We start from the raw sequence: 23,197 nt of genomic DNA on the forward strand, positions 1-23,197 counted from the left end.
CGCGGGCAAGCCTTGCTCCTGCGGATCACGCGAATCCGTAGGAGCAAGGCTTGCCCGCGATGCTTTTAGCGGCTGGCGAGTAACGCCTGGCCGCGAACCACAGCCTTCTTGACCTGTGCCGGCGCAGTTCCGCCGATGTGGTCACGGGCATTCACCGAGCCTTCCAGGGTCAGCACGGCGAACACGTCCTGATCGATCTGATCGCTGAACTTACGCAACTCTTCCAGGCTCATTTCCGCCAGGTCTTTACCGCTTTCCACGCCGTACTTCACGGCATGGCCAACGATTTCGTGGCAGTCACGGAACGGCAGACCACGACGTACCAGGTAGTCGGCCAGGTCGGTGGCGGTGGAGAAGCCACGCAGGGCGGCTTCACGCATCATCGCGTGCTTGGGTTTGATCGCCGGGATCATGTCGGCAAAGGCCCGCAGCGAGTCGCGCAACGTGTCGGCGGCGTCGAACAGTGGCTCTTTATCTTCCTGGTTGTCCTTGTTGTAGGCCAGGGGCTGGCCTTTCATCAGGGTCAGCAGGCCCATCAGTGCGCCGAATACGCGACCGGTCTTGCCACGTACCAGCTCCGGGACGTCCGGGTTTTTCTTTTGCGGCATGATCGAGCTGCCGGTGCAGAAACGGTCCGGCAGATCGATGAACTGGAACTGCGCGCTGGTCCACAGCACCAGCTCTTCGGAGAAGCGCGACAAGTGCATCATCGCGATGCTTGCGGCCGAGCAGAACTCGATGGCGAAGTCACGATCGGACACGTTGTCCAGCGAGTTACCGCCCACAGCGTCGAAGCCCAGCAGTTGAGCGGTGTATTCGCGGTCGATCGGGTAGGTGGTACCGGCCAGTGCGGCACTGCCCAGCGGCATGCGGTTGGTACGCTTGCGGCAGTCGACCAGGCGTTCGTAGTCGCGGCTGAGCATTTCGAACCAGGCCAGCATGTGATGCCCGAAGGTCACTGGCTGCGCGGTTTGCAGGTGAGTGAAGCCCGGCATGATGCTGCCGGCTTCGCGCTCGGCCTGTTCCAGCAAGCCTTTTTGCAGGCGGGTGATTTCGCTCAGGATCAGGTCGATCTCGTCACGCAGCCACAGGCGGATGTCGGTGGCGACCTGGTCGTTACGGCTGCGACCGGTGTGCAGCTTTTTACCGGTGACGCCGATGCGGTCGGTCAGACGCGCCTCGATGTTCATGTGCACGTCTTCGAGGTCGATGCGCCAGTCGAACTGGCCAGCCTCGATTTCACCCTGGATGGTCTTCAGGCCATCAGTGATGCTGTCGCGCTCGGCATCGGTCAGCACGCCGACCTTGGCCAGCATCGTGGCGTGAGCGATCGAGCCCATGATGTCGTGGCGATACAGGCGCTGGTCGAAAGTGACGGAGGCGGTGAAGCGGGCGACGAAGGCGTCGACGGGTTCACTGAAGCGGCCGCCCCAGGACTGATTGGTCTTGTCAGTGCTCATGAATTCGCTCGTGTCGGCTGAAGAAAGATGGCGTAGAAAGCTGTCGCGGATAATAACAGGGTTGCCAATCCTGTCGCTGACACTGGTCGATACGTTTTTTTCTCAGGTGGCGGCCCATACTCGAATCAGCGCCGAGGGGATTTGCGCAACGATATTTTTCAATTGAGCAATATCGTGCCGGCAACCGTCTACAGTTGGACAGTAGGATCAGCGCACTTCCAGACGCTGCAGCTGACTATAAGAAGAGGGGGTGTTCATATTGTGTATCAACAAACCCTACGGTGATGCCTCGCCAATGCGGGCCAGGACCGCCAAACGCACGACAGATGAAAATTTAGCCGTCGGTCGGGCGGCACTTTTTGGCCCTCGCGCTAGTCTTAGCGTGGATCGCGGTGACGGACGTCACTTCACCTGTCTACGCTATCCTTGTGCGAGACTCACGCAGGAATCCAGCGCAATATGAATGTCCTGATCGTTGATGACGAACCCCTTGCCCGCGAGCGCCTGAGCCGAATGGTTGGCGAACTCGAGGGATACAGTGTCCTGGAGCCTAGCGCCACGAACGGCGATGAAGCGTTGGCTCTGATCGACAGCCACAAACCCGATATCGTGCTGCTCGATATCGGCATGCCGGGCCTCGATGGCTTGCAAGTGGCTGCACGATTGTGCGAACGCGAAACCCCGCCCGCCGTGGTGTTTTGCACAGGCCCCGATGAATTTGCCGTGGAAGCCTTACAGGCCAGCGCCGTAGGCTATCTGGTGAAACCTGTGCGTACAGAACAATTACATGAAGCGTTGAAAAAAGCCGAGCGGCCCAATCGTGTCCAGCTCGCGGCCCTGACCCGTCCCGCCGCCGAAAGTGGCAGCGGCCCGCGCAGCCACATCAGCGCCCGTACCCGTAAAGGCATCGAGCTGATCCCGTTGGGTCAGGTGGTGTACTTCATTGCGGATCACAAATACGTGACCTTGCGCCACGAAGGCGGCGAAGTGCTGCTGGATGAGCCGCTCAAGGCCCTTGAAGATGAATTTGGCGATCGCTTCGTGCGAATCCACCGCAACGCGCTGGTCGCCCGCGAGCGCATCGAACGTCTGCAACGCACGCCTCTGGGGCATTTTCAGCTGTTCCTCAAAGGCTTGAACGGCGACGCCCTGATCGTCAGCCGACGGCATGTGGCCGGCGTGCGCAAGATGATGCAACAGCTTTAATCCGCCATTTACGGGCGGGTTTCATCCCGATTGCTGGATGTCTGAGGCCAGGGAGGCCACGCGGTTTCTGATACAAGTCAAAGTGGATTTGGCTGAGCTGTTATTATCCGCCGTATCTATTCAGTACGGATTGATCCATGTCCTCTCGCGAAATCCGCATCGCCACCCGTAAAAGTGCACTCGCCCTGTGGCAGGCCGAATACGTCAAAGCCCGTCTGGAAGAGGCCCATCCGGGTCTGCTCGTGACGTTGGTGCCCATGGTCAGTCGCGGTGACAAGTTGCTCGACTCGCCACTGTCGAAAATCGGCGGCAAGGGCCTGTTCGTCAAAGAACTGGAAACCGCGCTGCTGGAAAACGAAGCCGACATCGCGGTGCACTCGATGAAAGACGTGCCGATGGACTTCCCTGAAGGCCTCGGTCTGTTTTGCATCTGCGAGCGCGAAGACCCGCGCGATGCATTCGTCTCCAACGCCTACACCAGCCTGGACGAATTGCCGCAAGGCAGCATCGTCGGCACCTCCAGCCTGCGCCGTCAGGCCCAGTTGCTGACCCGTCGTCCGGACCTGGAAATTCGCTTCCTGCGCGGCAACGTCAACACGCGCCTGGCCAAGCTCGATGCAGGCGAATACGACGCGATTATCCTCGCTGCCGCCGGCCTGATTCGTCTGGGCTTTGAAGATCGCATCACCTCGGCCATCAGCGTCGACGACAGTCTGCCGGCCGGTGGCCAAGGCGCGGTGGGTATCGAATGCCGCAGCGTCGACAGCGAAATTCACGCGCTGTTGGCACCGCTGCACCATCAGGACACCGCCACCCGCGTGACCGCCGAACGTGCTCTCAACAAACATTTGAATGGCGGCTGCCAAGTGCCGATCGCCTGCTATGCCGTGCTTGAAGGCGAGCAGATCTGGTTGCGGGGTCTTGTCGGTGATCCGAACGGCGGTCTGCTGCTCAGCGCCGAGGCTCGTGCGCCACGAAGCGACGCCGAAGCCTTGGGCGTGCAAGTGGCTGAAGACCTGCTGAGTCAAGGCGCCAACGACATTCTGAAAGCAGTCTACGGCGAGGCAGGTCACGAGTGACGGGTTGGCGCCTGCTGCTGACGCGTCCCGCGGATGAGTCGGCGGCGCTGAGCAGTCTTTTGGCCGAAAAGGGGATTTTCAGCAGCAGTTTGCCGCTTTTGGAGATCGAGCCGATTCCTGCCTCTGACACAATGCGCGAGATGATTCAGGGGCTGGATCGCTATAGTGCGGTGATCGTGGTCAGTAAGCCGGCCGCCAGAATTGCCGTGGATCTGCTCGACAGGTATCGGCCGCAACCCCCTCGTTTGAAGTGGTTCAGCGTGGGCGCCGCCACCGCGCAGATCCTCGAGGATCGCGGGTTGGACATCAGCTTTCCGGTGGAGGGCGATGACAGCGAAGCCTTGCTTGAACTTCCTCAGTTGCGCGAGGCAATCGCGCGGCCCGGTCCGCGCGTGCTGATCATGCGTGGGGAGGGCGGGCGTGAGTTGCTGGCTGAGCGTTTGCGCGAGCTTGGTGCTAGTGTCGAGTATCTGGAGTTGTACCGCCGCGACCTGCCGCCGTACCCGCCGGCAGCGCTGCCTGACCGGATCGAAGCGGAACGCTTGAACGGGCTGGTGGTCAGCAGTGGACAGGGTTTTGAGCACCTGTATCAATTGGCCGGCGATGCCTGGCCGCAATTGGCGCGGTTGCCGTTGTTTGTTCCAAGCCCCAGGGTTGCCGAGCTGGCACGTGCCGCCGGGGCCCAAACAGTTGTGGATTGTCGTGGCGCCAGTGCCGCGGCTTTGCTGACGGCGTTGCGGGAGCATCCCGGACCCGTTCTCTAATGCAAAGGATGGATACGTGAGCGAAACAGCCTTGCCTAAAGATGACGTCAAGCCAGTGCTCGATGCACCGGTTGAAGCACCGGTTGAAACCGGGCCACCTGCTGCAGTGCAGCGCCGAGGCAATGGGCTGGCAATCGTCGCGCTGTTGCTGGGCGCTGCCGGTGTCGCCGTGGGCGGTTGGGGAGTCTGGCAGGTGCGTCACCTGCAAGCCAATACTCAACTGCAGTTGAGTCAGGTCCAGGCATTGAACGATCAGGCACAGGACCTGAAGCTCAATGAACAACGCCTGACTGCTCGCCTGGAACAAATGCCTGCCGCCGCCGAGCTAGACGCGCGCAGTCGTTTGGTCATTCAACTTCAAGGCGATCAGCAACGCCTGAATCAACGTCTGGAGACGGTTCTCGGCGCCAGCCGCAAGGATTGGCGTCTGGCCGAGGCCGAGCACCTGTTGCGTCTGGCCAGCCTGCGTCTTTCCGCGTTGCAGGACATCAGCAGTGCCCAGGCTTTGGTGCAGGGCGCCGATGAGATTCTGCGCGAACAGAACGATCCGGGTTCCTTTGCCGCTCGCGAGCAAGTGGCCAAAACGCTGGTGGCATTGCGTAGCACCCAACAGCCGGATCGCACCGGTCTGTTCCTGCGGCTGGGGGCGCTGCGCGATCAGGTGATCAGCCTCACCGAGCTGGCACCCGAGTACAAGGACCGTGGCGAATCCCTGTTGGGTCTCACCGCTGATGGCGACGGCGCCAGTCGTTGGGCGCAATGGTGGGATCAGGTCTCGCGCTACATCCGCATCGACTTCAACGCCGACAAGAATGTGCGTCCGTTGCTGGCCGGGCAGAGCCTGAGCCAGGTGCGCCTGGCCCTGAGCCTGGCACTGGAGCAGGCGCAATGGGCCGCGCTCAATGGCCAGGCCGCGGTTTATACCCAGGCGCTGGCCGAAGCGCGGGACGTGCTCAAGGGCAACTTCAACCCGGACAACCCTCAGAGCAAAGTGATGCTTGAGCAGGTTGGCGAGTTGAGCAAGCAACCGGTCACCGTTGTCACGCCAGACCTGACCGGCACGCTGAGTGCAGTTCAAGGGTATCTGGAGCGGCGTAACGTCAACGCCGAGGACTCGATCAAACCGATGGCCAAACCTGCCGCGGACACCATTCAGGAGGCGACGCCATGAAACGCCTCTATGTGATCGTGTTCCTGGTGATCGCCGCTGCTGCCGCGCTCGGGCTGGCGATTGCCGAGCATTCCGGTTACGTGCTGGTCGCCTATAAAAGCTTCCGTTACGAGTCTAGTCTGTGGGCAACCCTGGCGTTGGTCGCCGTGCTCTGGCTGGTGTTCTGGGGCATCAAGGCGTTGATCGAATTGGTGACGACCTCCAGCGGCGTGGTCAATCCCTGGTCGCGGCGCAATCGCAGTCGCCGGGTGCAGGTGGCGATTGAACACGGTCAGCTGGATCTGGCCGAAGGTCGCTGGGCCAGTGCGCAGCGCCATCTGCATCGGGCTGCGGAAGCCGAGCGCCAGCCTCTGCTTTACTACCTCGGTGCCGCCAGGGCCGCGAACGAACAAGGTCAATACGAGGAAAGCGACAACCTGCTGGAGCGCGCACTTGAGCGACAGCCCCAGGCAGAGTTGGCGATTGCCCTGAGCCACGCGCAATTACAGACCGACCGCGGCGATACCGACGGCGCCCTGGTGACCCTGCAAGCCATGCGCGAGCGTCATCCTCATAACGTCCAGACCTTGCGCCAGTTGCAGCGCTTGCACCAACAGCGGGGCGACTGGTCGGCCGTGATTCGTCTGCTGCCGGAGCTGCGCAAGGATAAGGTCCTGCCACCGGCCGAACTGGCCGAACTGGAACGCCGGGCCTGGGGTGAGAACCTGTCCCTGGCGGCGCATCGGGAAGAAGACGGGACGTTCGGCTTGCAATCGCTCAATCGCGCCTGGCAGCAGTTGACCTCAGCTCAGCGTCAGGAACCGCAACTGGTGCTCGCTTATGCCGAGCAACTTCGGCAACTGGGTGCTCAGGTCGAGGCCGAAGAGATCCTGCGGACGGCGCTCAAGCGCAACTATGACAGTCATCTGGCGCGCCTCTATGGACTCGTTCGCGGCAGCGATCCGGCACGTCAACTGCACACGGCCGAGGGTTGGCTCAAGGATCATCCGGCCGATCCGAGCCTGCTGCTGACTTTGGGGCGCTTGTGTCTGCAAAGCAGCCTTTGGGGCAAGGCCCGGGACTATCTGGAAAGCAGCCTGCGAGTGCAGCGCAACCCGGAAGCCTGTGCGGAACTGGCGCGGCTGCTGGCGCAGCTGGGTGACACAGAACGCAGCAATCAGTTGTTCCAGGAGGGCTTGGTCTTGCTGGACGAGCGCTTGCTGGCGGCACCGTTGCCGGTTCCTGTTCACGCTTGAAGAGTGGATGACGGGTCGCTCGAAGGAGCGATCCAGTCGCCTGCAAACTGTCGGAATTTTACCTTTATAGTCCATCAACGGCATAGTCCTACAGAGGACTACACCTAATCCTCTCGTTCCTGTCGGGAATTCCCTACACTTCTGTTGAAGTGTCCCCGCTGGCCTGCCTTGAAAGGCTGCAGCGCTTTCCTCTACCGTAACTGCCTGTCTCTACTGTTACGGAAATGCCATGTCTTTGGCCTGCTCACGCTCCTTGTTTTTCATGGCTTTCATTGCAGGTGCCCTGGTCCTGGGCGTGTCTTATTACCTGGAATATGCGGTCGGCCTCAAGCCTTGCGGGTTGTGCCTGTTGCAGCGCTTTTGCCTCGCATTGCTCACGGGTATCTGCCTGGTGGCTTCGGTGCATGGGCCGGGCCGCTTTGGCTCTTTCCTGTATTGGATGCTCGGGCTGTTTTGCAGTCTGGCGGGTACGGTCACGGCGTGGCGGCAGGTAGTGCTGCAGAGCGATCCAACGCATCGGCTGATGACGTGCCCGCCTGATCTGGCTGTTCAGTACGAGGACATGCCCTGGTTTTGCCAAGTGACACAGATGTTTAAAGGGGAGGCAGAGTGCGCGGAGATTTCCTGGACACTGTTCGACCTGAGCATTCCTGAGTGGAGCCTGCTGCTCTTCATGGCGATGACGATTTTAGGTATTTACCAGTTGCTGCGACTTGTCTGGAAAGCCTGTCTGCGACCGCTCAGCGGCGGTTCGTCGCACCGGGTGGTGGCGGGTGATTAAACACTTGTATGAACTTTATCTCCTGCGTACCTTGAAGCCATTGTCGCGCGGGCATAATCTGGCCCGCACGTGTCATTGGAATTGTGTTGCTCGAATGACGCTCTGCCTGGCCGATACTTGACCTTCAAGTGTGGCGACGGGTGTAGGGCAGCATGACCCACAAGGGAAGAGAGATCACCATGCTCGAAAGTTGTCAGAATGCTCAGGAACGTTGGGGTGGAGTGCATCTGCTGATCGATCGCTGGTTGCAGGAGCGTCACGAGCTGGTTCGGGCCTATGATGCTCTCGGCGCCAAGCCTGAGGCACTGGGTGAGAACCGTAAGCCGTTGCAGGAATTCTGCGGCGTGCTGGTCGATTACGTGTCTGCCGGGCACTTCGAGATCTACGAACAGCTGACCGGCGAAGCCAAAGCGTTTGGTGATACCCGCGGGCTCGAGCTGGCCGAGACCATCTACCCTCGTATCGACGTCATCACCGAGAAGCTGCTTGCGTTCAACGACCTGTGTGATGCAGGTCAATGCGTGGCAGAGAAATTCAAAGAGCTCGGTGGCCTGTTGCACGAGCGCTTCGAACTGGAAGACTGCCTGATCGAAGTGCTGCACACCGCTCACAAGGAAGAGGACCCGGTTCAGGCCTGAACCCCCTTCCTGCAAGACCTCCAAAAACGGTGCGCTATGCGCGCCGTTTTTCATTTCCGGTATTCAGCCTGTGGCACCGCGCAGTTCGACTTCGAATACCAGCGGTGTGAAGGGCGCAATCAGGTCGCCGGCACCCTCGGCGCCATAGGCTTCGGCTGATGGAATCACCAGGCGCCATTTCGCACCGACCGGCATTTGCTGCAACGCGCTGCGCCAGCCGCTGATCACGCTGTCGAGACTGAACCACTGCGGCTGACTGTTCTGATCGAACACCGTGCCGTCGGGAAGGCGACCGATATATAGCACCTGGACTTTGCCGTTGGGGCCAGCTTTGGCACCCGTGCCTGGCGCCAACTCCGTTAGCAATATTCCATCGGCCAGCTCACGAACGCCCGGTCTGGCTTTTTCCTCGGCGAGAAAAGCCTGCTCTTTTTCGAGTGCGATTTCGCTTTGCGGCGTGCTCGGTTGCAAGGCGATCTGGGCTTCGTGCTCGGCAAGAATCTGTTCGATCTGCTCATCTTTCAGCGCCAGGGGTTTGCCTTGATAGGCTTGTTGCAAGCCTTGGATCAGCGCCTGAAGTTGCAGATCGGGAACCTCCTGGCGCAGGCGTTCGCCGAGACTTGCGCCCAGGCTGTAAGAGAGATCATGAGTGTCATTTTCTTTGGTTTTTTCGGCGGCCTGGGCCACGGAAAAAAACACGCACAGTGATAAAAAAAGGTAGCGCGACATGGGCACTCTCCGACCTGAGGTGCGGGGGATTATGCCAGTGTGAATGCGCTCGACGGTGAACTGGTTTTGCGCAAGCGCAGAAGAATTTCAATCCGTTGCAACGTCGCGCTTTGGATACTGTCAAGATGCCCTAGCGGCGGTAGCAGCAGAGGTCTAGTATGAGCCGCACCCACGTCAGCCAGGAGGTAAACCATGTCGGCCACCAAGAAGCCTGTAAATACTCCGTTGCACTTACTCCAACAACTCTCGGGCAGCTTGCTCGAGCATCTGGAAAACGCTTGCTCCCAAGCCTTGGCTGATGCTGAAAAACTGCTCGCCAAACTGGAAAAGCAACGCGGAAAAGCACAAGAAAAACTGCACAAGTCCCGTACCAAATTGCAGGACGCTGCGGCGGCCGGCAAGGCCAAGGCACAAGCCAAAGCCAAGGGCGCGGTGAAGGAGCTTGAGGACTTGCTCGATGCCCTCAAGGATCGTCAATCCGAAACTCGCAGCTACATTCTGCAACTCAAGCGCGATGCTCAAGAAAGCCTGAAACTGGCCCAGGGCGTCGGTCGTGTACAAGAGGCTGTCGGCAAGGCGTTGTCCCTGCGTTCGGCCAAGCCTGCTGCGGCTCCTGCCAAGAAAGCCGCTGCCAAACCGGCTGCTGCAAAAGCACCGGCCAAGCCTGCCGCCAAACCGGCTGCTGCAAAAGCACCGGCCAAGCCTGCCGCCAAACCGACTGCCAAAGCACCGGTGAAAGCCGCAGCAAAACCAGCAGCAAAACCTGCGGCGAGAAAACCAGTCGCTGCCAGCGCTGCGAAACCGGCTGCAAAAACAGCCGCCGCCAAACCTGCCGCCAAGCCAGCCGCTGCCAAAACAGCTGCCGCTAAACCGGCTGCAAGAACCGCTGCTGCTAAACCGGCGGTGGCGAAAACTGCAGCGGCGAAAGCAGCTGCCAAACCGGCCGCAAAACCAACGGCTAGAACTGCCGCTGCGAAACCTGCTGCCAAGCCTGCCGCGAAATCAGTCGCGACTAAAACAGCTGCCAAGCCAGCTGCAAAAACTGCAGCCAAACCGGCTGCCAAAACTGCTGCCGCAAAACCTGCTGTAGCGAAACCAGCAGCCAAACCTGCCGCTGCCAAACCGGCTGCAAAACCAGCGGTGAAAAAACCTGTTGCCGCCAAGCCGGCCACCGCGCCAGTTGCCAAGCCAGCCAACCCGGTTCCGGCGGCAACGTCTGCTTTAGCAGCAGCTACCTCGACAACGCCGCCAGCGCCAACGCCGGCCGCCGCATCGATCGCAGCAACCACCCCAACCAGCGCTTCCTAAGTGCCGGTTGCCGCGACGCGCAGCTGATGCAGCGCGTCGCGGTCCAGGTGGACGGCGCCTGCCGTCACACCTACCAGCCAGGCCGCTAGATCGACCGCGTCACCCTGCGGCCAACTTTGCGCCGTTCTCTCCAGTCGCAACAACAGATGTCGCTCGGCTTCCAGTTCGAGTGCCTTCACTCGCTCGCGCAAGGCATTCAGTTCGCCATCGACGGCGGCGACGACTTTCCAATTCACCCGCAAGGCTCGCAGCGGTTGCACCACGTCTGCGTCCCACGGCTCGGCCACGCTACGCAGTTGCTGCAATCGGTGTTCGTTACAGGCGACGCCACGTTCTCCCAGCCACAGCCCGCAGAGCAGCAAGCACACATTGATACCCGCCGACTGCAATTGCAGGCATGCGGGTTCAACGCCGGGACGGGCGTAAGTACTAAGGGAAAAGCTCCACAGGTCAGAGGACATAGTGCTACTCGCGCCAGTTGCGAGCGAAGCTGGTAGACTCCGCCGCCATTATGATTCGACTTCAGAACCTGACTTTACAGCGTGGCCCGCAACGTCTGCTAGAAGACGCCGAGCTGACCCTGCACGCCGGCCACAAAGCCGGCCTCATCGGTGCCAATGGCGCCGGCAAATCGAGCCTGTTCGCCTTGCTTCTGGGTGATCTGCACCCGGATTCGGGTGATTGCTTCTTGCCGGCGGACTGGCGCATCGCCCACATGCGCCAGGAGATCGACACCCTCGATCGGGTGGCGGTCGACTATGTGCTCGATGGCGACCTGCGCCTGCGCGAGGTGCAACGCGACCTCGCGGCAGCCGAAGCGGCCCATGACGGTACCGCTCAGGCCCGCCTGCACTCGGAACTCGACAGCGCCGACGGTTACACCGCCGATGCCCGGGCCCGAAAACTGCTGGCCGGCCTTGGGTTCACCAATGAACAGATGGATCGCCAGGTAGGAGATTTCTCTGGTGGTTGGCGGATGCGTCTGAACCTGGCGCAGGCTTTGATGTGCCCCTCGGACTTGTTGTTGCTCGACGAACCGACCAACCACTTGGACCTCGACGCCATCATCTGGCTCGAAGAATGGCTCAAAAGCTATCCTGGCACCTTGATGCTGATTTCCCACGACCGGGACTTCCTCGATGCCGTGGTCGATCACGTGGCCCACGTCGATCAGCGCAAGATCACCCTGTATCGCGGTGGTTACAGCGCCTTCGAACGCGCTCGCGCCGAACGTCTGGCCCAGCAACAGCAGGCCTACGAGAAGCAACAGGCGCAACGTGCGCACATGGAAAGCTACATCGCCCGCTTCAAGGCCCAGGCCACCAAGGCCCGTCAGGCCCAGAGCCGGATCAAGGCGCTGGAGCGGATGGAAGAACTGTCCGCCGCCCACGTCGATTCGCCATTCGATTTCGTTTTCCGCGAATCAGTGAAAATCTCCAGCCCGTTGATTGACCTCTCCGATGCCCGACTGGGTTACGGCGAGCGAGCCGTGCTGGAGAAGGTCAAGCTGCAACTGACCCCCGGTGCGCGAATCGGTTTGCTTGGCCCGAACGGTGCCGGTAAATCGACCCTGATCAAAAACCTTGCCGGTGAACTCGAGCCGTTGTCCGGCCGACTGACCCGTGGCGAGAACACCGTCGTTGGCTACTTCGCCCAGCATCAGCTGGACTCACTCGACTCCAAGGCCAGCCCGCTGCTGCACATGCAGCGCCTGGCGCCGACCGAGCGCGAGCAGACGCTGCGCGATTTCCTCGGTGGATTCGACTTCCGCGGTGCGCGTATCGATGAGCCGGTGCTGAACTTCTCCGGTGGCGAAAAGGCCCGTCTGGCGCTGGCATTGATCGCCTGGGGCCGACCGAACCTGTTGCTGCTCGACGAACCGACCAACCACCTGGACCTGGAAATGCGCCTGGCGCTGACCATGGCCCTGCAGGAATTCAGTGGCGCGGTACTGGTGGTCTCCCATGATCGCCATTTGCTCAAAAGCACCACCGACAATTTCTATCTGGTGGCGGACGGCAAGGTCGAGGAGTTCGACGGCGACCTGGAAGACTACACCCGTTGGCTGGTGGACTACCGTCAGCGCAATGCCCCGGTCAGCAATACGCCGGTCAATCCGGACAAGACCGACAAGAAGGCCCAGCGCCAGGCGGCGGCCGCGTTGCGTCAGCAACTGGCACCGCACAAGCGCGAGGCTGACAAGCTCGAAGCCGAACTGGGCAAGCTGCACGAGAAACTGGCGAAGATCGATACCAGCCTCGGCGACAGCGACATTTACGAGCCGGCGCGCAAAAACGATTTGCGAGATCTGCTGGCCGAGCAGGCCAAGCTGAAGGTCCGTGAAGCCGAGCTGGAAGAAGCCTGGATGGAAGCGCTGGAGTTGCTGGAAAGCATGCAGGCGGAGCTGGAGGCTCTGTCTTGATGGAAGCGTTCAAGCTGCCATTGGCTGCCGTGTGGATTGAGCCTCTGTGGCTCTTTGGGCAAATCCTGCTGATCTTGTTGGCGGGCTACATCGCTCAGCGCTTCGTGGCCAAATGCCTGACGCGTCTGGGCGAGCGCTATCCGTTGCCACCACAGTTGCTGATGCCGCTACGTGGTGGTTTGCGCTGGCTGATCATGGGCAGCGCGCTGATCTTCGTCCTGGAACGCCTCGGCGTTTCGGCTACGGTGCTCTGGACCGCGTTGTCCGGGTTTGTCGCGGTAGCGGCAGTGGCGTTCTTCGCCATGTGGAGCGTGCTCTCGAATCTGTTGTGCGCCATCCTGATCTTCACCGTCGGCCCATTTCGGATCGGTGATGTGGTCGAGTTGGTGGACACCACCGACAAGCCCGGCGTCAAAGGCCGGGTTGTTGCGATTAATCTGCTCTACACCACGCTGATTGAAGCGGAAGAACTTGGCACCGGCAGTGCCATGGTGCAAGTGCCCAATAGCCTGTTCTTCCAGCGCTCGGTTCGACGCTGGCGCGGCAGCGATGTATTCCCTTCCAACGGTTTTGAAAAGTAAGCCTTCTGTTGCCTGACATACCGCTTTCGCGAGCAAGCCCGCTCCCACAGGGGATCTGCGGCGAACACAAATCAAATGTGGGAGCGGGCTTGCTCGCGAAGGGGGCCTCAAGCCATAAACGCTGGTCGGCAGTCCACTCTGTCCTGCAAAAAAATCGGTAGTCATCGGCCCAAAGCCGCATTAGCTTAGACGTCTGTCACGAGTCTGAGTCGAGGTGTGCGATGGTGCTTCAAACATGGCTGGCGTTTTTTGCCGCCTGCTGGGTGATCAGCCTGTCTCCCGGTGCCGGCGCCATTGCGTCGATGTCCAGCGGTCTGCGATACGGTTTCTGGCGCGGTTATTGGAACGCCCTGGGCCTGCAACTGGGTCTGGCGTTACAGATTGCGATTGTCGCCGCCGGTGTCGGTGCAATCCTCGCGGCGTCGGCCAGCGCTTTCTACGCGATCAAATGGTTTGGCGTGGCCTATCTGGTTTACCTGGCAGTCAAGCAATGGCGTGCGCTGCCCCATGACATGAGCGACGACGCGGCCGTCCGGCAAATCGGCAAGCCGCTGGCGCTGGTGTTCCGGGGTTTCCTGGTGAACGTCAGCAACCCCAAGGCGTTGGTGTTCATGCTCGCGGTGCTGCCGCAATTCATTGATCCACATGCGCCGCTGGTGGCGCAGTACCTGATCCTCGGTGTGACCATGATCTGCGTCGACCTGATCGTCATGGCCGGCTACACCGGACTGGCATCGAAGGTGCTGCGGATGTTGCGCACGCCCAAGCAGCAGAGACGCATGAACCGCACGTTTGCCGGGCTGTTCATTGGTGCGGCGGCATTCATGGCGACCCTTCGCAAAGCAGTGGTGTAAAACCGCCAGGCACAAAAAAGGCGACCTTTTCAGGTCGCCTTTTTTATTTGTCGCTGTCCCGTCCTGAACAAGGTTTACACCTTCTGATCTGTTTTTCAGGGCTAGACACGCTGACTTTGCACGCTGTCGTGCAGGAAATACCAACAAAGCTTGAGTGAAACGCATTGGGAGTGAACAATGTGTTACTTCGTATTTCCATTTGAGATTCGTTCATGATTGCCTCCTCCCGCTTTCTGGCATGGCTAGTGCTGCCTGTTATTGCGTTTTGCAGCTTCAACGCGCTGGCCGAAACGGCGGAAGGCGCGCCAAAGGCGCTGCATTTGCTCGATTACATTGGCGCCGATTACCCGGTAACGGTCCAGGCCGGCAAGGTCATTGATGAGTCGGAATACCGCGAACAATTGGAGTTTCTCGGGGTTCTGCAAGACCTGATCAGCGGATTGCCGGCCAGGCCCGAACGCGCGGAGCTGGAGCAGGGCGTCAGCGACTTGCGCAGTGCAATCTCTGCGCGCAAAGACGGTGCGGACGTCGCCCGTCAGGCGCGGCAACTTGGGGCGAAGCTGGCGGTGGCTTATGAAGTCAGTCAGGCTCCAGTGATTACCCCCGACCCGAGCCGTGGTGCGCCGCTGTACGCACAGCAATGCTCGGTGTGCCACGGCGACGCGGGCGCCGGTGATGGCCCGGCGGGCGTCGGCATGGCGCCGCCGCCAGCCAATCTGCGTGATGCGGCGCGCCTGGATCACCTGAGCCTCTACGCGATCTACAGCACTCTGGGCCTCGGTGTCGAAGGCACCGACATGCCGGCCTTCGCCGATCAGCTGGACGATCGTCAGCGTTGGGACCTGGCAACCTACATCGCCAGCTTCAGCGCCGATCCGGCTGCTGCAAAAGCCGAGAAGACCTACAACATCGCCGACCTGGCCCGTCAGACTCCCGCAGAAGTGCAAATCGCCGAGGGGCCGCAAGCGGCGGCGACCTTCCGTGCGCAGCGAGCGCAACCGCCGCAGGTCAAGCGTGGTCCGGCACAGTTGCTCGACTACACCGCCGCGACCCTGGACAAGAGCATCGCGGCCTACCGTGCCGGTGATCACGATCAGGCCTATGACCTGTCGGTGGCGGCTTATCTTGAGGGCTTCGAACTGGTCGAAAGTTCTCTGGATAACGTCGATGCCAACGTGCGCAAAGACACTGAGAAATCGCTGATGGCTTACCGGCAGTCGTTGCAGGACGGTTTGCCGGTGGCTCAGGTCCAGCAGCGTCTGGACGCGGCCAAGGCCAAATTGAAGGAATCCGCCGGCCTGCTGGGCAGCGATGGCTTGAGTTGGTCCCTGAGCTACCTCTCCGGTTTGTTGATTCTGTTGCGCGAAGGCCTGGAAGCGATTCTGGTGTTGGCGGCAATCCTCGCGTTCCTGCGCAATACCGGCCAAGAATCGGCGGTGCGCAGCGTCAACGTCGGTTGGGGCTTGGCGCTGCTGGCCGGTCTGGGGACCTGGGCGCTGGCAGCGTATGTGATCGATGTCAGCGGTTCGCAACGGGAATTGCTGGAAGGTGCGACGGCGTTGTTCGCTGCCGTCATGGTGCTTTGGCTCGGTGTGTGGATGCATGATCGTCGTCACGCGGCGGCCTGGCAGGATTACATCAAGAGCAGCCTGGTAGGCGGCGGTGGGCGTTTCGGGTTTGCGACGCTGGCGTTCTTTTCGGTGTATCGCGAACTGTTTGAAGTGATTCTGTTCTACGAGACCCTGTGGTTGCAGGCAGGTCCAGCGGGCCATAACGCGGTACTGGCGGGTGGTGCGACGGCGTTGGTTTTGTTGGTGGGTCTGGCCTGGGTGATCCTGCGCGGTTCGGCGAAATTGCCGCTGTCGTTGTTCTTCAGTATCAACGCCGGTCTGTTGTGCGCGTTGTCGGTGGTGTTTGCCGGGCATGGCGTGAAGGCGTTGCAGGAAGCCGGGATTTTCGGCACTCGGCCGGTGCCGTTCTTTGACTTCGACTGGCTGGGGATCCACGCTGACGCGTATTCGCTGAGTGCGCAGGCGGTGGCGATCATTGCGATCATCGTGTTGTACAGCCGTAGCCGGATAGCTGAGAAGCGGCGGGTGCAGGTTTCTTAACAGCATTCGCTGCGCTCACAATCGCGAGCAGGCTCGCTCCCACAGGAATTGCGTACAACCTGTGGGAGCGAGCCTGCTCGCGATGCTTTTAACGGAGGAAAAAACTATGCGTGTGTGGATCGATGCCGACGCCTGCCCGCGGGCGGCCAAGGATCTGGTAGTGAAGTTCGCCCTCAAGCGCCAGTTCGAAGTGGTGCTGGTGGCCGGCCAGCCGCAGATCAAACCGGGCTTGGCCCTGGTGAAGCTGATCGTGGTGCCAAGCGGTCCAGATGCCGCCGACGACTATCTGGTGGAACACGCGGTCCCCGGAGAATTGGTGATCTGCAGCGATGTGCCGCTGGCCGACCGTCTGGTGAAAAAGGGCGTTGCGGCGCTGGATCCACGGGGTAAAGAGTTCGATGCGCAGAACATGGGCGATCGGTTGGCAGTGCGTAACCTGTTTACCGATCTACGTGAGCAGGGGCAGATGAGCGGCGGGCCAGCGCCATTTGGTGAGCGCGAGAAGCAGGCGTTTGCCAATGCGCTGGACCGGATACTCACGCGGTTATCGCGCAAGTCTTAAGCATGACGGCGGTCCCTGTGGGAGCGAGCCTGCTCGCGATGGGGTCGGCACATTCAACATTGATGTCGACGGTTAGGCCGCTATCGCGAGCAGGCTCACTCCCACACTGAACGGTGTCAGGCGTCGTCTTCGTGGGTTAGTTCGAGCACGCGGTCTACCAGTTTGTTGATGCCTGACGCTGCCTCGCTGATCGATTGCGCCAGCATGTACGCCGGGGTGCTGACCAGTTTGCGCGCCTTGTCTTCAACGATGTCTGTTACCGCGCAGTCGGCGTGGGTAGCGCCCATCTTGTTCATGGCGGCGGCAGTATCGGCATCGTTGCCGATGGTGCAGGTCACGCCCGGTCCATAGATCTTCGCCGCGAGTGCCGGCGAGATGCAGATCAGCCCGACCGGCTTGCCGGCCTCGGCGAACGCTTCGGTCAACGCCAGGACGTCAGGTTGAACGCTGCATCCGGCGCCTTCGACGGCAAAGTTCGACAGGTTCTTGGCCGATCCAAATCCGCCGGGAACGATCAGCGCATCAAAGTCTTCCACGTCCGCTTCGCGGATATCCTTGATGTTGCCCCGGGCGATCCGCGCCGATTCAACTAGTACGTTGCGCGACTCGGGCATTTCTTCGCCGGTCAGGTGATTGATCACATGCAACTGCGCAATGTTCGGTGCGAAACACTGCACCTGAGCCCCTCGTTGGTCCAGACGCAGCAGAGTGATCACGCTTTCGTGGATCTCGGCGCCGTCGTACACGCCACAGCCGGACAGGATCACTGCAATTTTTTTGCTCATGGGCTTTTCTCCAGATTCATGGCGTTAAATGTCCACTAATTTGTCACTCGTTGCCATAGGGTTAAATCGCGGCTACACCTAGGATCTGTCCTCAAGATTCCGATCAGGACGCGTCATGGACTTCATTCTGTATGCGGTGCCGTTTTTCTTTGTGCTGATTGCCGTCGAACTGCTGGCCGACCGTTGGCGCGGGGTGAGCAATTATCGAGTGGCGGACGCGATCAACAGCATGAGCACCGGCGTGCTGTCGACCACCACCGGGCTGTTGACCAAAGGCGTCGGCCTGGTGACGTATGCGTTTGCCCTCAAGCACCTGGCACTGGTCGAACTCTCGGCTGACAGCATCTGGGTCTGGGTATTCGCCTTCGTCCTCTACGACTTCTGCTACTACTGGCTGCATCGCATGGGCCACGAACGCAACATCCTCTGGGCGGCGCATTCGGTGCATCACCAGAGTGAGGACTACAACCTGTCCACGGCGCTGCGCCAGACCAGTACCGGCTTCCTGTTGAGCTGGATTTTCTATCTGCCGATGGCCGTGCTCGGCGTGCCGCTGCTGGTGTTCATCAGCGTCGCCTCGCTGAACTTGCTGTACCAATTCTGGGTGCATACCAAACACATTCCCAAGCTCGGCTGGTTCGAGTGGTTCTTTGTCACGCCGTCCAATCATCGGGCCCACCATGCACAGAACGCTCTCTACATGGATCGCAACTACGGCGGGGTGTTCATTATTTGGGACCGTCTATTTGGCTCGTTCCAGGAAGAGGACGATAACGAGCCGGTGATTTTCGGCGTGACCACGCCGCTGGCGAGCTGGAATCCGTTGTGGGCGAACGTGCAGTTCTACGCACAGCTGTGGGATGACGCGCGGCGTGCGCAAAGCAAATGGGACAAGCTGCGCATCTGGTTCATGCGCACCGGTTGGCGGCCGGCGGATGTGGCGGCCAGGTACCCGATGAACAAGCCCGACCTGAGTCAGTTCCGTAAATTCGAGGTGCCGCTGGACGGGCGTCAGCAGCTTTACGTCGTGTTGCAGTTCTGCGTCTACATCGCCCTGGGCAGCTACTTGATGAACCTGGAGCAGGATTTGCCAACCGCCGCGCTGGTGCTCGGCTGGAGTGCCGTGGCGCTGGGTTTGTTTACGTTGGGCGTGGCCCTGGAGAATCGCCCGTGGGCGCTGAAGCTTGAGCTGCTGCGCCTGGCGTCGAATGTGCCGCTGGTGTGGCTGGCGCCGGTCGTTGAGCTGTGGCCGGCCAGCGCGGCGGGCTGGGTCGGCCTGCTGAGTTACAGCCTGCTCAGTGGTATTGGTCTCTACTGTTGCAGAAACCGTTTCACTCGACTGGCGTCGTAGGTTCGTTGGTTTTGGCTTGTTCAGCTTTCAAGGCCTGCTCGTCGGCGTAGATCTTTTTCGCCAGACGGGCGTTCTTGAAGCGTCGGCGCAGCCACAAGCAAAAGCCCAGTATCAGCAGGGCGCCGAGCACCCACAGCTCGTACTTCTTGACGCTGCCGAGCATGCCTTCGAGTACTGCACCGAAGTGGTAGGCGGCGGCAGCCAGCGCCGCGGCCCAGATCGCGGCCCCAATCCCGTTGAGCAGCAGATAACGTCCTGGCGGATAGCCCGACAGGCCGATCGCCACCGGCATCACCGTGCGCAGGCCATAGACAAAGCGGAAGCTCAGTACCCAGATGTCCGGGTGCCTGCGGATGTGTTCCAGCGCCCGATCACCCATCAATTGCCAGCGCGGTTTGCGCGCCAGCAACTTGCGGCCGTGCTTGCGTCCAAGGAAATACCACAGCTGATCGCCGGCATAACTGCCGAGGAACGCCACGATCATGACCACTTTGAGGTCCATGTATCCGCGGAACGCGAGGAAGCCTGCGAGCACCAGAATGGTTTCGCCTTCGAAAAACGTGCCGAGAAAGAGGGCGAAGTAGCCGAATTCCTGAAGAAATTGTTGGAGCATTGTCTGGATGCTGGCGAAATGAACGCGCAGCCTAACCCTTCGTGATCATTCATGAAAGTGTCCAAATGTGTCTCGACGTGAACATTTCCTACAAGGACAATGGAATGCGGCTACGTGTCACAGGGCTAAGCACAACTGTCATGTCTTCGTCATAATGGCCGCTTATAACTGTCACGCTCGCCCGCCAGCGCGGGCTCAGGAGTCTGCCGTGAGCTTTACCCCCGCCAACCGTCTGTTTCCAGCAACCCGCCTGCGTCGCAATCGCCGTGATGATTTTTCGCGTCGACTGGTCCGTGAAAACGTTCTGACCGTCGACGATCTGATCCTGCCGGTGTTCGTGCTGGACGGTGAAAACCGTCGCGAAGCGGTGGCGTCGATGCCGGGCGTCGAGCGCCTGACCATCGATCTGTTGCTTGAAGAAGCGGCCAAGTGGGTCGAGCTGGGGATTCCGGCATTGGCGCTGTTCCCGGTGACGCCGCCGCAGCTCAAGTCTCTGGACGCCGCCGAAGCCTGGAACCCCAACGGCATTGCCCAGCGCGCCACCCGCGCCCTGCGTGACCGGTTCCCGGAGTTGGGTGTGATCACTGACGTCGCCCTGGACCCGTTCACCACTCATGGCCAGGACGGTATCCTCGACGAAGAAGGCTACGTGCAGAACGACATCACCGTCGACGCACTGGTCAAGCAGGCGCTGTCCCACGCCGAAGCCGGCGCTCAGGTGGTGGCCCCGTCGGACATGATGGACGGTCGCATCCAGGCGATCCGCGAAGCGCTGGAGCTGGCCGATCACGTCAACGTGCGGATCATGGCCTACTCGGCGAAGTACGCCAGCGCCTATTACGGCCCGTTCCGCGATGCGGTCGGTTCGGCGCTGAACCTGGGCAAGGCCAACAAGGCTTCCTATCAAATGGACCCGGCCAACAGCAACGAAGCCTTGCACGAAGTGGCGGCGGACTTGTCAGAAGGCGCGGACATGGTCATGGTCAAGCCAGGCATGCCGTATCTGGACATCCTCTACCGGGTCAAAGAAGAATTTAAAGTGCCGACCTTTGTTTATCAGGTCAGCGGTGAATATGCCATGCACATGGCGGCGATCCAGAATGGCTGGTTGAGCGAAGGGGTTATCCTCGAATCCCTGACCGCTTTTAAACGTGCAGGCGCTGATGGCATCCTGACTTACTTTGCCGTCCGTGCTGCTCAATTGTTACGAGAGCAAAAATAGCCCTCCCAGGAACATTCGATGAATACCGAAGTGCTCACTGAAGTTGCCGTAAAAGATGCTCAACCTGTGATGGAGCAAATCGCCGAAACCCCGCCGGAACTGGAGCCTGCTCCACCTGCGGTGGTGGCCGAGCCCGTAATAGCGGCGCCAGCGATTGCCATTCCCGGCCTGGATGACAGCAGCCTGTACATCCATCGCGAGCTCTCGCAACTGCAGTTCAACATCCGCGTGCTGGAGCAGGCGCTGGATGAGTCCTACCCGTTGCTGGAGCGGCTGAAGTTTCTGCTGATCTTCTCCAGCAACCTGGACGAGTTCTTCGAGATTCGGGTGGCCGGCCTGAAGAAACAGATCACGTTCGCCCGCGAACAGGCCGGCGCCGATGGCTTGCAACCGCATCAGGCCCTGGCCCGCATCAGCGAATTGGTACACGGTCACGTCGACCGCCAGTACGCGATCCTCAACGACATTCTGTTGCCGGAACTGGAGAAACATCAGGTCCGCTTCATCCGCCGGCGTCACTGGACCACCAAGATCAAAACCTGGGTGCGCCGCTATTTCCGCGACGAGATCGCGCCGATCATTACCCCGATCGGCCTCGACCCGACGCATCCGTTCCCATTGTTGGTGAACAAGAGCCTGAACTTCATCGTCGAGCTCGAAGGTATCGACGCCTTCGGCCGCGATTCCGGTCTGGCGATCATCCCGGCGCCACGTTTGCTGCCGCGCGTCATCAAGTTGCCGGAAGAAGTGGGCGGCGCTGGCGATAATTACGTGTTCCTGTCGTCGATGATCCATGCGCACGCCGATGACCTGTTTCAGGGCATGAAGGTCAAGGGCTGCTACCAGTTCCGCCTGACCCGAAACGCCGACCTCGCCGTCGACACCGAAGATGTGGAAGACCTGGCCCGCGCCCTGCGCGGCGAGTTGTTCTCCCGTCGCTACGGTGACGCGGTGCGTCTGGAAGTGGCCGACACGTGCCCGAAACACCTGTCCGACTACTTGCTCAAGCAGTTCAACCTGCACGAGACCGAGCTGTACCAGGTCAACGGTCCGGTCAACCTGACCCGCCTGTTCAGCATTACTGGTCTGGACAGTCAGCGAGCGCTGCAATACACGCCGTTCACCCCGCAGATCCCGAAACTGCTGCAAAACAGCGAGAACATCTTCAGCGTGATCAGCAAGCAGGACATTCTGCTGCTGCACCCGTTCGAGTCCTTCACCCCGGTGGTCGACCTGCTGCGCCAGGCGGCCAAGGACCCGCATGTATTGGCGGTTCGTCAGACCCTGTACCGCTCCGGCGCCAACTCGGAAATCGTCGATGCGTTGGTCGATGCGGCGCGTAACGGCAAGGAAGTCACTGCGGTGATCGAATTGCGTGCGCGGTTCGACGAAGAGTCCAACCTGCAACTGGCCAGCCGTCTGCAAGCGGCCGGTGCGGTGGTGATTTACGGCGTGGTCGGCTTCAAGACCCACGCCAAGATGATGCTGATCTTGCGTCGTGAGGCGGGCGAGATTGTCCGTTACGCCCACTTGGGGACCGGCAACTACCACGCGGCCAACGCCCGTCTGTACACCGACTACAGCTTGCTGACCTCGGATGACGCCTTGTGCGAAGACGTCGGCAAACTGTTCAGCCAGCTGATCGGCATGGGTAAAACCCTGCGCATGAAGAAGCTGCTGCACGCGCCGTTCACGTTGAAGAAGGGCATGCTCGACATGATTGCCCGGGAGACCCAGTTCGCCCTCGACGGCAAACCGGCGCACATCATCGCCAAGTTCAACTCGCTGACCGATCCGAAGATCATCCGCGCGCTGTACAAGGCCAGTCAGTCCGGGGTGCGTATCGATCTGGTGGTGCGCGGCATGTGCTGCCTGCGTCCGGGCATTGCCGGGGTTTCCCACAACATCCACGTGCGCTCGATCATCGGGCGTTTCCTGGAGCACACCCGGGTCTTCTACTTCCTCAATGGCGGCGAAGAGCAGATGTTCCTGTCCAGCGCCGACTGGATGGAGCGCAACCTCGACAAGCGCGTCGAGACTTGCTTCCCGGTCGAGGGCAAGAAGCTGATCATGCGGGTCAAGAAAGAGCTGGAGCTGTATCTCACCGATAACACTCACAGCTGGAGCCTGCAGGCGGACGGTCGTTACATCCGCAACACGCCGACCGGCAACCAGAACCCGCGCAGCGCGCAGGCGACTTTGCTGGAGCGTTTGGGCAGCCCGATCCTCGCCGTTCGTTAACACACGTACCCTTGTGGGAGCGGGCTTGCTCGCGAATGCAGTGTGTCAGTCGACATCAATATTGACTGACACACTGCATTCGCG

21 protein-coding genes and 1 pseudogene are annotated in these 23,197 nt (G+C 60.5%); 17 read left to right on the top strand and 5 right to left on the bottom strand.

The genetic code is table 11. The features are described from left to right. Positions 1-65: 65 nt before the first annotated feature. Positions 66-1,460, bottom strand: a complete 1,395-nt coding sequence (gene argH / locus KGB03_RS08535) for an argininosuccinate lyase (RefSeq protein ID WP_008150277.1) — start codon at positions 1,458-1,460, stop codon at positions 66-68. Positions 1,461-1,603: 143 nt separating this feature from the next. Here argH and KGB03_RS31310 point away from each other — a divergent pair. From KGB03_RS31310 to KGB03_RS08575, 8 genes and pseudogenes are all read left to right on the top strand, one after another. Next, positions 1,604-1,923 (top strand): annotated as a pseudogene (locus KGB03_RS31310) (sensor histidine kinase); the annotation flags it as partial. After that, positions 1,920-2,666, top strand: a complete 747-nt coding sequence (locus KGB03_RS08545; protein ID WP_046045093.1) for a LytR/AlgR family response regulator transcription factor — start codon at positions 1,920-1,922, stop codon at positions 2,664-2,666. The pseudogene KGB03_RS31310 and the gene KGB03_RS08545, both read left to right, overlap by 4 nt. A gap of 137 nt (positions 2,667-2,803) precedes the next feature. Continuing rightward, positions 2,804-3,745 (top strand): hydroxymethylbilane synthase, encoded by a 942-nt coding sequence (hemC, locus tag KGB03_RS08550; RefSeq protein ID WP_223526804.1) that lies wholly within the window; start codon positions 2,804-2,806, stop codon positions 3,743-3,745. Beyond that, positions 3,742-4,509: a uroporphyrinogen-III synthase gene (locus tag KGB03_RS08555; RefSeq protein WP_223526806.1), complete on the top strand. Its 768-nt coding sequence runs from the start codon at positions 3,742-3,744 to the stop codon at positions 4,507-4,509. Before hemC ends, KGB03_RS08555 begins: the two co-directional genes overlap by 4 nt. A gap of 16 nt (positions 4,510-4,525) precedes the next feature. Beyond that, positions 4,526-5,680, top strand: a complete 1,155-nt coding sequence (locus KGB03_RS08560) for a uroporphyrinogen-III C-methyltransferase (protein ID WP_218536625.1) — start codon at positions 4,526-4,528, stop codon at positions 5,678-5,680. Then, on the top strand, positions 5,677-6,915 hold the full coding sequence (locus KGB03_RS08565; RefSeq protein ID WP_223526807.1) for a heme biosynthesis protein HemY: 1,239 nt from the start codon (positions 5,677-5,679) through the stop codon (positions 6,913-6,915). The genes KGB03_RS08560 and KGB03_RS08565 overlap by 4 nt, the downstream gene beginning before the upstream one ends. Positions 6,916-7,144: 229 nt before the next feature. Beyond that, positions 7,145-7,696, top strand: a complete 552-nt coding sequence (locus tag KGB03_RS08570) for a disulfide bond formation protein B (RefSeq protein WP_218536627.1) — start codon at positions 7,145-7,147, stop codon at positions 7,694-7,696. A 179-nt stretch (positions 7,697-7,875) separates the two neighbouring features. Continuing rightward, positions 7,876-8,334, top strand: a complete 459-nt coding sequence (locus KGB03_RS08575) for an Rsd/AlgQ family anti-sigma factor (protein WP_033053386.1) — start codon at positions 7,876-7,878, stop codon at positions 8,332-8,334. Between the two features lie 63 nt (positions 8,335-8,397). Here the strand turns inward: KGB03_RS08575 and KGB03_RS08580 are convergent, their stop codons facing one another. Next, positions 8,398-9,063: an FKBP-type peptidyl-prolyl cis-trans isomerase gene (locus KGB03_RS08580; RefSeq protein ID WP_223526809.1), complete on the bottom strand. Its 666-nt coding sequence runs from the start codon at positions 9,061-9,063 to the stop codon at positions 8,398-8,400. 192 nt (positions 9,064-9,255) lie between these two features. On the opposite strand from KGB03_RS08580, the gene KGB03_RS08585 reads away from it, so the two are divergent. Further along, the gene (locus tag KGB03_RS08585; RefSeq protein WP_223526810.1) at positions 9,256-10,371 is read left to right on the top strand and encodes an AlgP family protein; all 1,116 of its coding nucleotides are present in this window, start codon (positions 9,256-9,258) and stop codon (positions 10,369-10,371) included. On the opposite strand, the gene KGB03_RS08590 is transcribed toward KGB03_RS08585, so the two are convergent. Next, positions 10,368-10,832 (bottom strand): TIGR02444 family protein, encoded by a 465-nt coding sequence (locus tag KGB03_RS08590; protein WP_223526811.1) that lies wholly within the window; start codon positions 10,830-10,832, stop codon positions 10,368-10,370. The genes KGB03_RS08585 and KGB03_RS08590 overlap by 4 nt on opposite strands. A 50-nt stretch (positions 10,833-10,882) precedes the next feature. Between KGB03_RS08590 and KGB03_RS08595 the strand changes: the two genes are divergently transcribed. The 5 genes from KGB03_RS08595 (at position 10,883) to KGB03_RS08615 (ending at position 16,901) form a co-directional block, all read left to right on the top strand. Next, positions 10,883-12,793, top strand: a complete 1,911-nt coding sequence (locus tag KGB03_RS08595) for an ATP-binding cassette domain-containing protein (RefSeq protein WP_046045102.1) — start codon at positions 10,883-10,885, stop codon at positions 12,791-12,793. Further along, on the top strand, positions 12,793-13,374 hold the full coding sequence (locus tag KGB03_RS08600; protein ID WP_218536631.1) for a mechanosensitive ion channel family protein: 582 nt from the start codon (positions 12,793-12,795) through the stop codon (positions 13,372-13,374). The genes KGB03_RS08595 and KGB03_RS08600 overlap by 1 nt, the downstream gene beginning before the upstream one ends. Before the next feature lie 221 nt (positions 13,375-13,595). After that, positions 13,596-14,228 carry a LysE family transporter gene (locus KGB03_RS08605; protein ID WP_218536632.1) on the top strand — a complete coding sequence of 211 codons (633 nt, stop codon included), beginning with the start codon at positions 13,596-13,598 and terminating at the stop codon, positions 14,226-14,228. Positions 14,229-14,440: 212 nt separating this feature from the next. Further along, a complete protein-coding gene (locus KGB03_RS08610; RefSeq protein WP_223526815.1) occupies positions 14,441-16,339 on the top strand; it encodes an FTR1 family protein in 1,899 nt (632 codons plus the stop codon). Positions 16,340-16,445: 106 nt separating this feature from the next. Beyond that, entirely contained in the window at positions 16,446-16,901 is a 456-nt protein-coding gene (locus KGB03_RS08615; RefSeq protein ID WP_008076086.1) for a YaiI/YqxD family protein, read from the top strand. Between the two features lie 116 nt (positions 16,902-17,017). Here the strand turns inward: KGB03_RS08615 and elbB are convergent, their stop codons facing one another. After that, positions 17,018-17,686 (bottom strand): isoprenoid biosynthesis glyoxalase ElbB, encoded by a 669-nt coding sequence (gene elbB, locus KGB03_RS08620; protein ID WP_111448339.1) that lies wholly within the window; start codon positions 17,684-17,686, stop codon positions 17,018-17,020. Between the two features lie 115 nt (positions 17,687-17,801). Here elbB and KGB03_RS08625 point away from each other — a divergent pair, with 115 nt between their 5' ends. After that, entirely contained in the window at positions 17,802-19,037 is a 1,236-nt protein-coding gene (locus tag KGB03_RS08625; protein WP_223526817.1) for a sterol desaturase family protein, read from the top strand. On the opposite strand, the gene KGB03_RS08630 is transcribed toward KGB03_RS08625, so the two are convergent. Next, positions 19,018-19,650, bottom strand: a complete 633-nt coding sequence (locus tag KGB03_RS08630) for a DedA family protein (RefSeq protein ID WP_111448341.1) — start codon at positions 19,648-19,650, stop codon at positions 19,018-19,020. The two genes, KGB03_RS08625 and KGB03_RS08630, sit on opposite strands and share 20 nt — an antisense overlap. Before the next feature lie 208 nt (positions 19,651-19,858). Between KGB03_RS08630 and hemB the strand changes: the two genes are divergently transcribed. Together hemB and ppk1 are read left to right on the top strand one after the other, a co-directional pair. Further along, on the top strand, positions 19,859-20,872 hold the full coding sequence (gene hemB / locus KGB03_RS08635) for a porphobilinogen synthase (protein ID WP_223526818.1): 1,014 nt from the start codon (positions 19,859-19,861) through the stop codon (positions 20,870-20,872). A gap of 18 nt (positions 20,873-20,890) precedes the next feature. Next, positions 20,891-23,113, top strand: a complete 2,223-nt coding sequence (ppk1, locus tag KGB03_RS08640; protein WP_111448343.1) for a polyphosphate kinase 1 — start codon at positions 20,891-20,893, stop codon at positions 23,111-23,113. Positions 23,114-23,197 lie beyond the last annotated feature (84 nt).

Source organism: Pseudomonas sp. BF-B-26, from assembly GCF_019956495.1.
In the GTDB taxonomy this organism is placed as follows: domain Bacteria; phylum Pseudomonadota; class Gammaproteobacteria; order Pseudomonadales; family Pseudomonadaceae; genus Aquipseudomonas.

Bases quoted from the DNA above. Each gene is read 5' to 3' on its own strand.
- argH (WP_008150277.1), bottom strand. From the start codon at position 1,460: ATGAGCACTGACAAGACCAATCAGTCCTGGGGCGGCCGCTTCAGTGAA.
- KGB03_RS08545 (WP_046045093.1), top strand. From the start codon at position 1,920: ATGAATGTCCTGATCGTTGATGACGAACCCCTTGCCCGCGAGCGCCTG.
- hemC (WP_223526804.1), top strand. From the start codon at position 2,804: ATGTCCTCTCGCGAAATCCGCATCGCCACCCGTAAAAGTGCACTCGCC.
- KGB03_RS08565 (WP_223526807.1), top strand. From the start codon at position 5,677: ATGAAACGCCTCTATGTGATCGTGTTCCTGGTGATCGCCGCTGCTGCC.
- KGB03_RS08570 (WP_218536627.1), top strand. From the start codon at position 7,145: ATGTCTTTGGCCTGCTCACGCTCCTTGTTTTTCATGGCTTTCATTGCA.
- KGB03_RS08575 (WP_033053386.1), top strand. From the start codon at position 7,876: ATGCTCGAAAGTTGTCAGAATGCTCAGGAACGTTGGGGTGGAGTGCAT.
- KGB03_RS08580 (WP_223526809.1), bottom strand. From the start codon at position 9,063: ATGTCGCGCTACCTTTTTTTATCACTGTGCGTGTTTTTTTCCGTGGCC.
- KGB03_RS08585 (WP_223526810.1), top strand. From the start codon at position 9,256: ATGTCGGCCACCAAGAAGCCTGTAAATACTCCGTTGCACTTACTCCAA.
- KGB03_RS08590 (WP_223526811.1), bottom strand. From the start codon at position 10,832: ATGTCCTCTGACCTGTGGAGCTTTTCCCTTAGTACTTACGCCCGTCCC.
- KGB03_RS08595 (WP_046045102.1), top strand. From the start codon at position 10,883: ATGATTCGACTTCAGAACCTGACTTTACAGCGTGGCCCGCAACGTCTG.
- KGB03_RS08600 (WP_218536631.1), top strand. From the start codon at position 12,793: ATGGAAGCGTTCAAGCTGCCATTGGCTGCCGTGTGGATTGAGCCTCTG.
- KGB03_RS08605 (WP_218536632.1), top strand. From the start codon at position 13,596: ATGGTGCTTCAAACATGGCTGGCGTTTTTTGCCGCCTGCTGGGTGATC.
- KGB03_RS08610 (WP_223526815.1), top strand. From the start codon at position 14,441: ATGATTGCCTCCTCCCGCTTTCTGGCATGGCTAGTGCTGCCTGTTATT.
- KGB03_RS08615 (WP_008076086.1), top strand. From the start codon at position 16,446: ATGCGTGTGTGGATCGATGCCGACGCCTGCCCGCGGGCGGCCAAGGAT.
- elbB (WP_111448339.1), bottom strand. From the start codon at position 17,686: ATGAGCAAAAAAATTGCAGTGATCCTGTCCGGCTGTGGCGTGTACGAC.
- KGB03_RS08625 (WP_223526817.1), top strand. From the start codon at position 17,802: ATGGACTTCATTCTGTATGCGGTGCCGTTTTTCTTTGTGCTGATTGCC.
- KGB03_RS08630 (WP_111448341.1), bottom strand. From the start codon at position 19,650: ATGCTCCAACAATTTCTTCAGGAATTCGGCTACTTCGCCCTCTTTCTC.
- ppk1 (WP_111448343.1), top strand. From the start codon at position 20,891: ATGAATACCGAAGTGCTCACTGAAGTTGCCGTAAAAGATGCTCAACCT.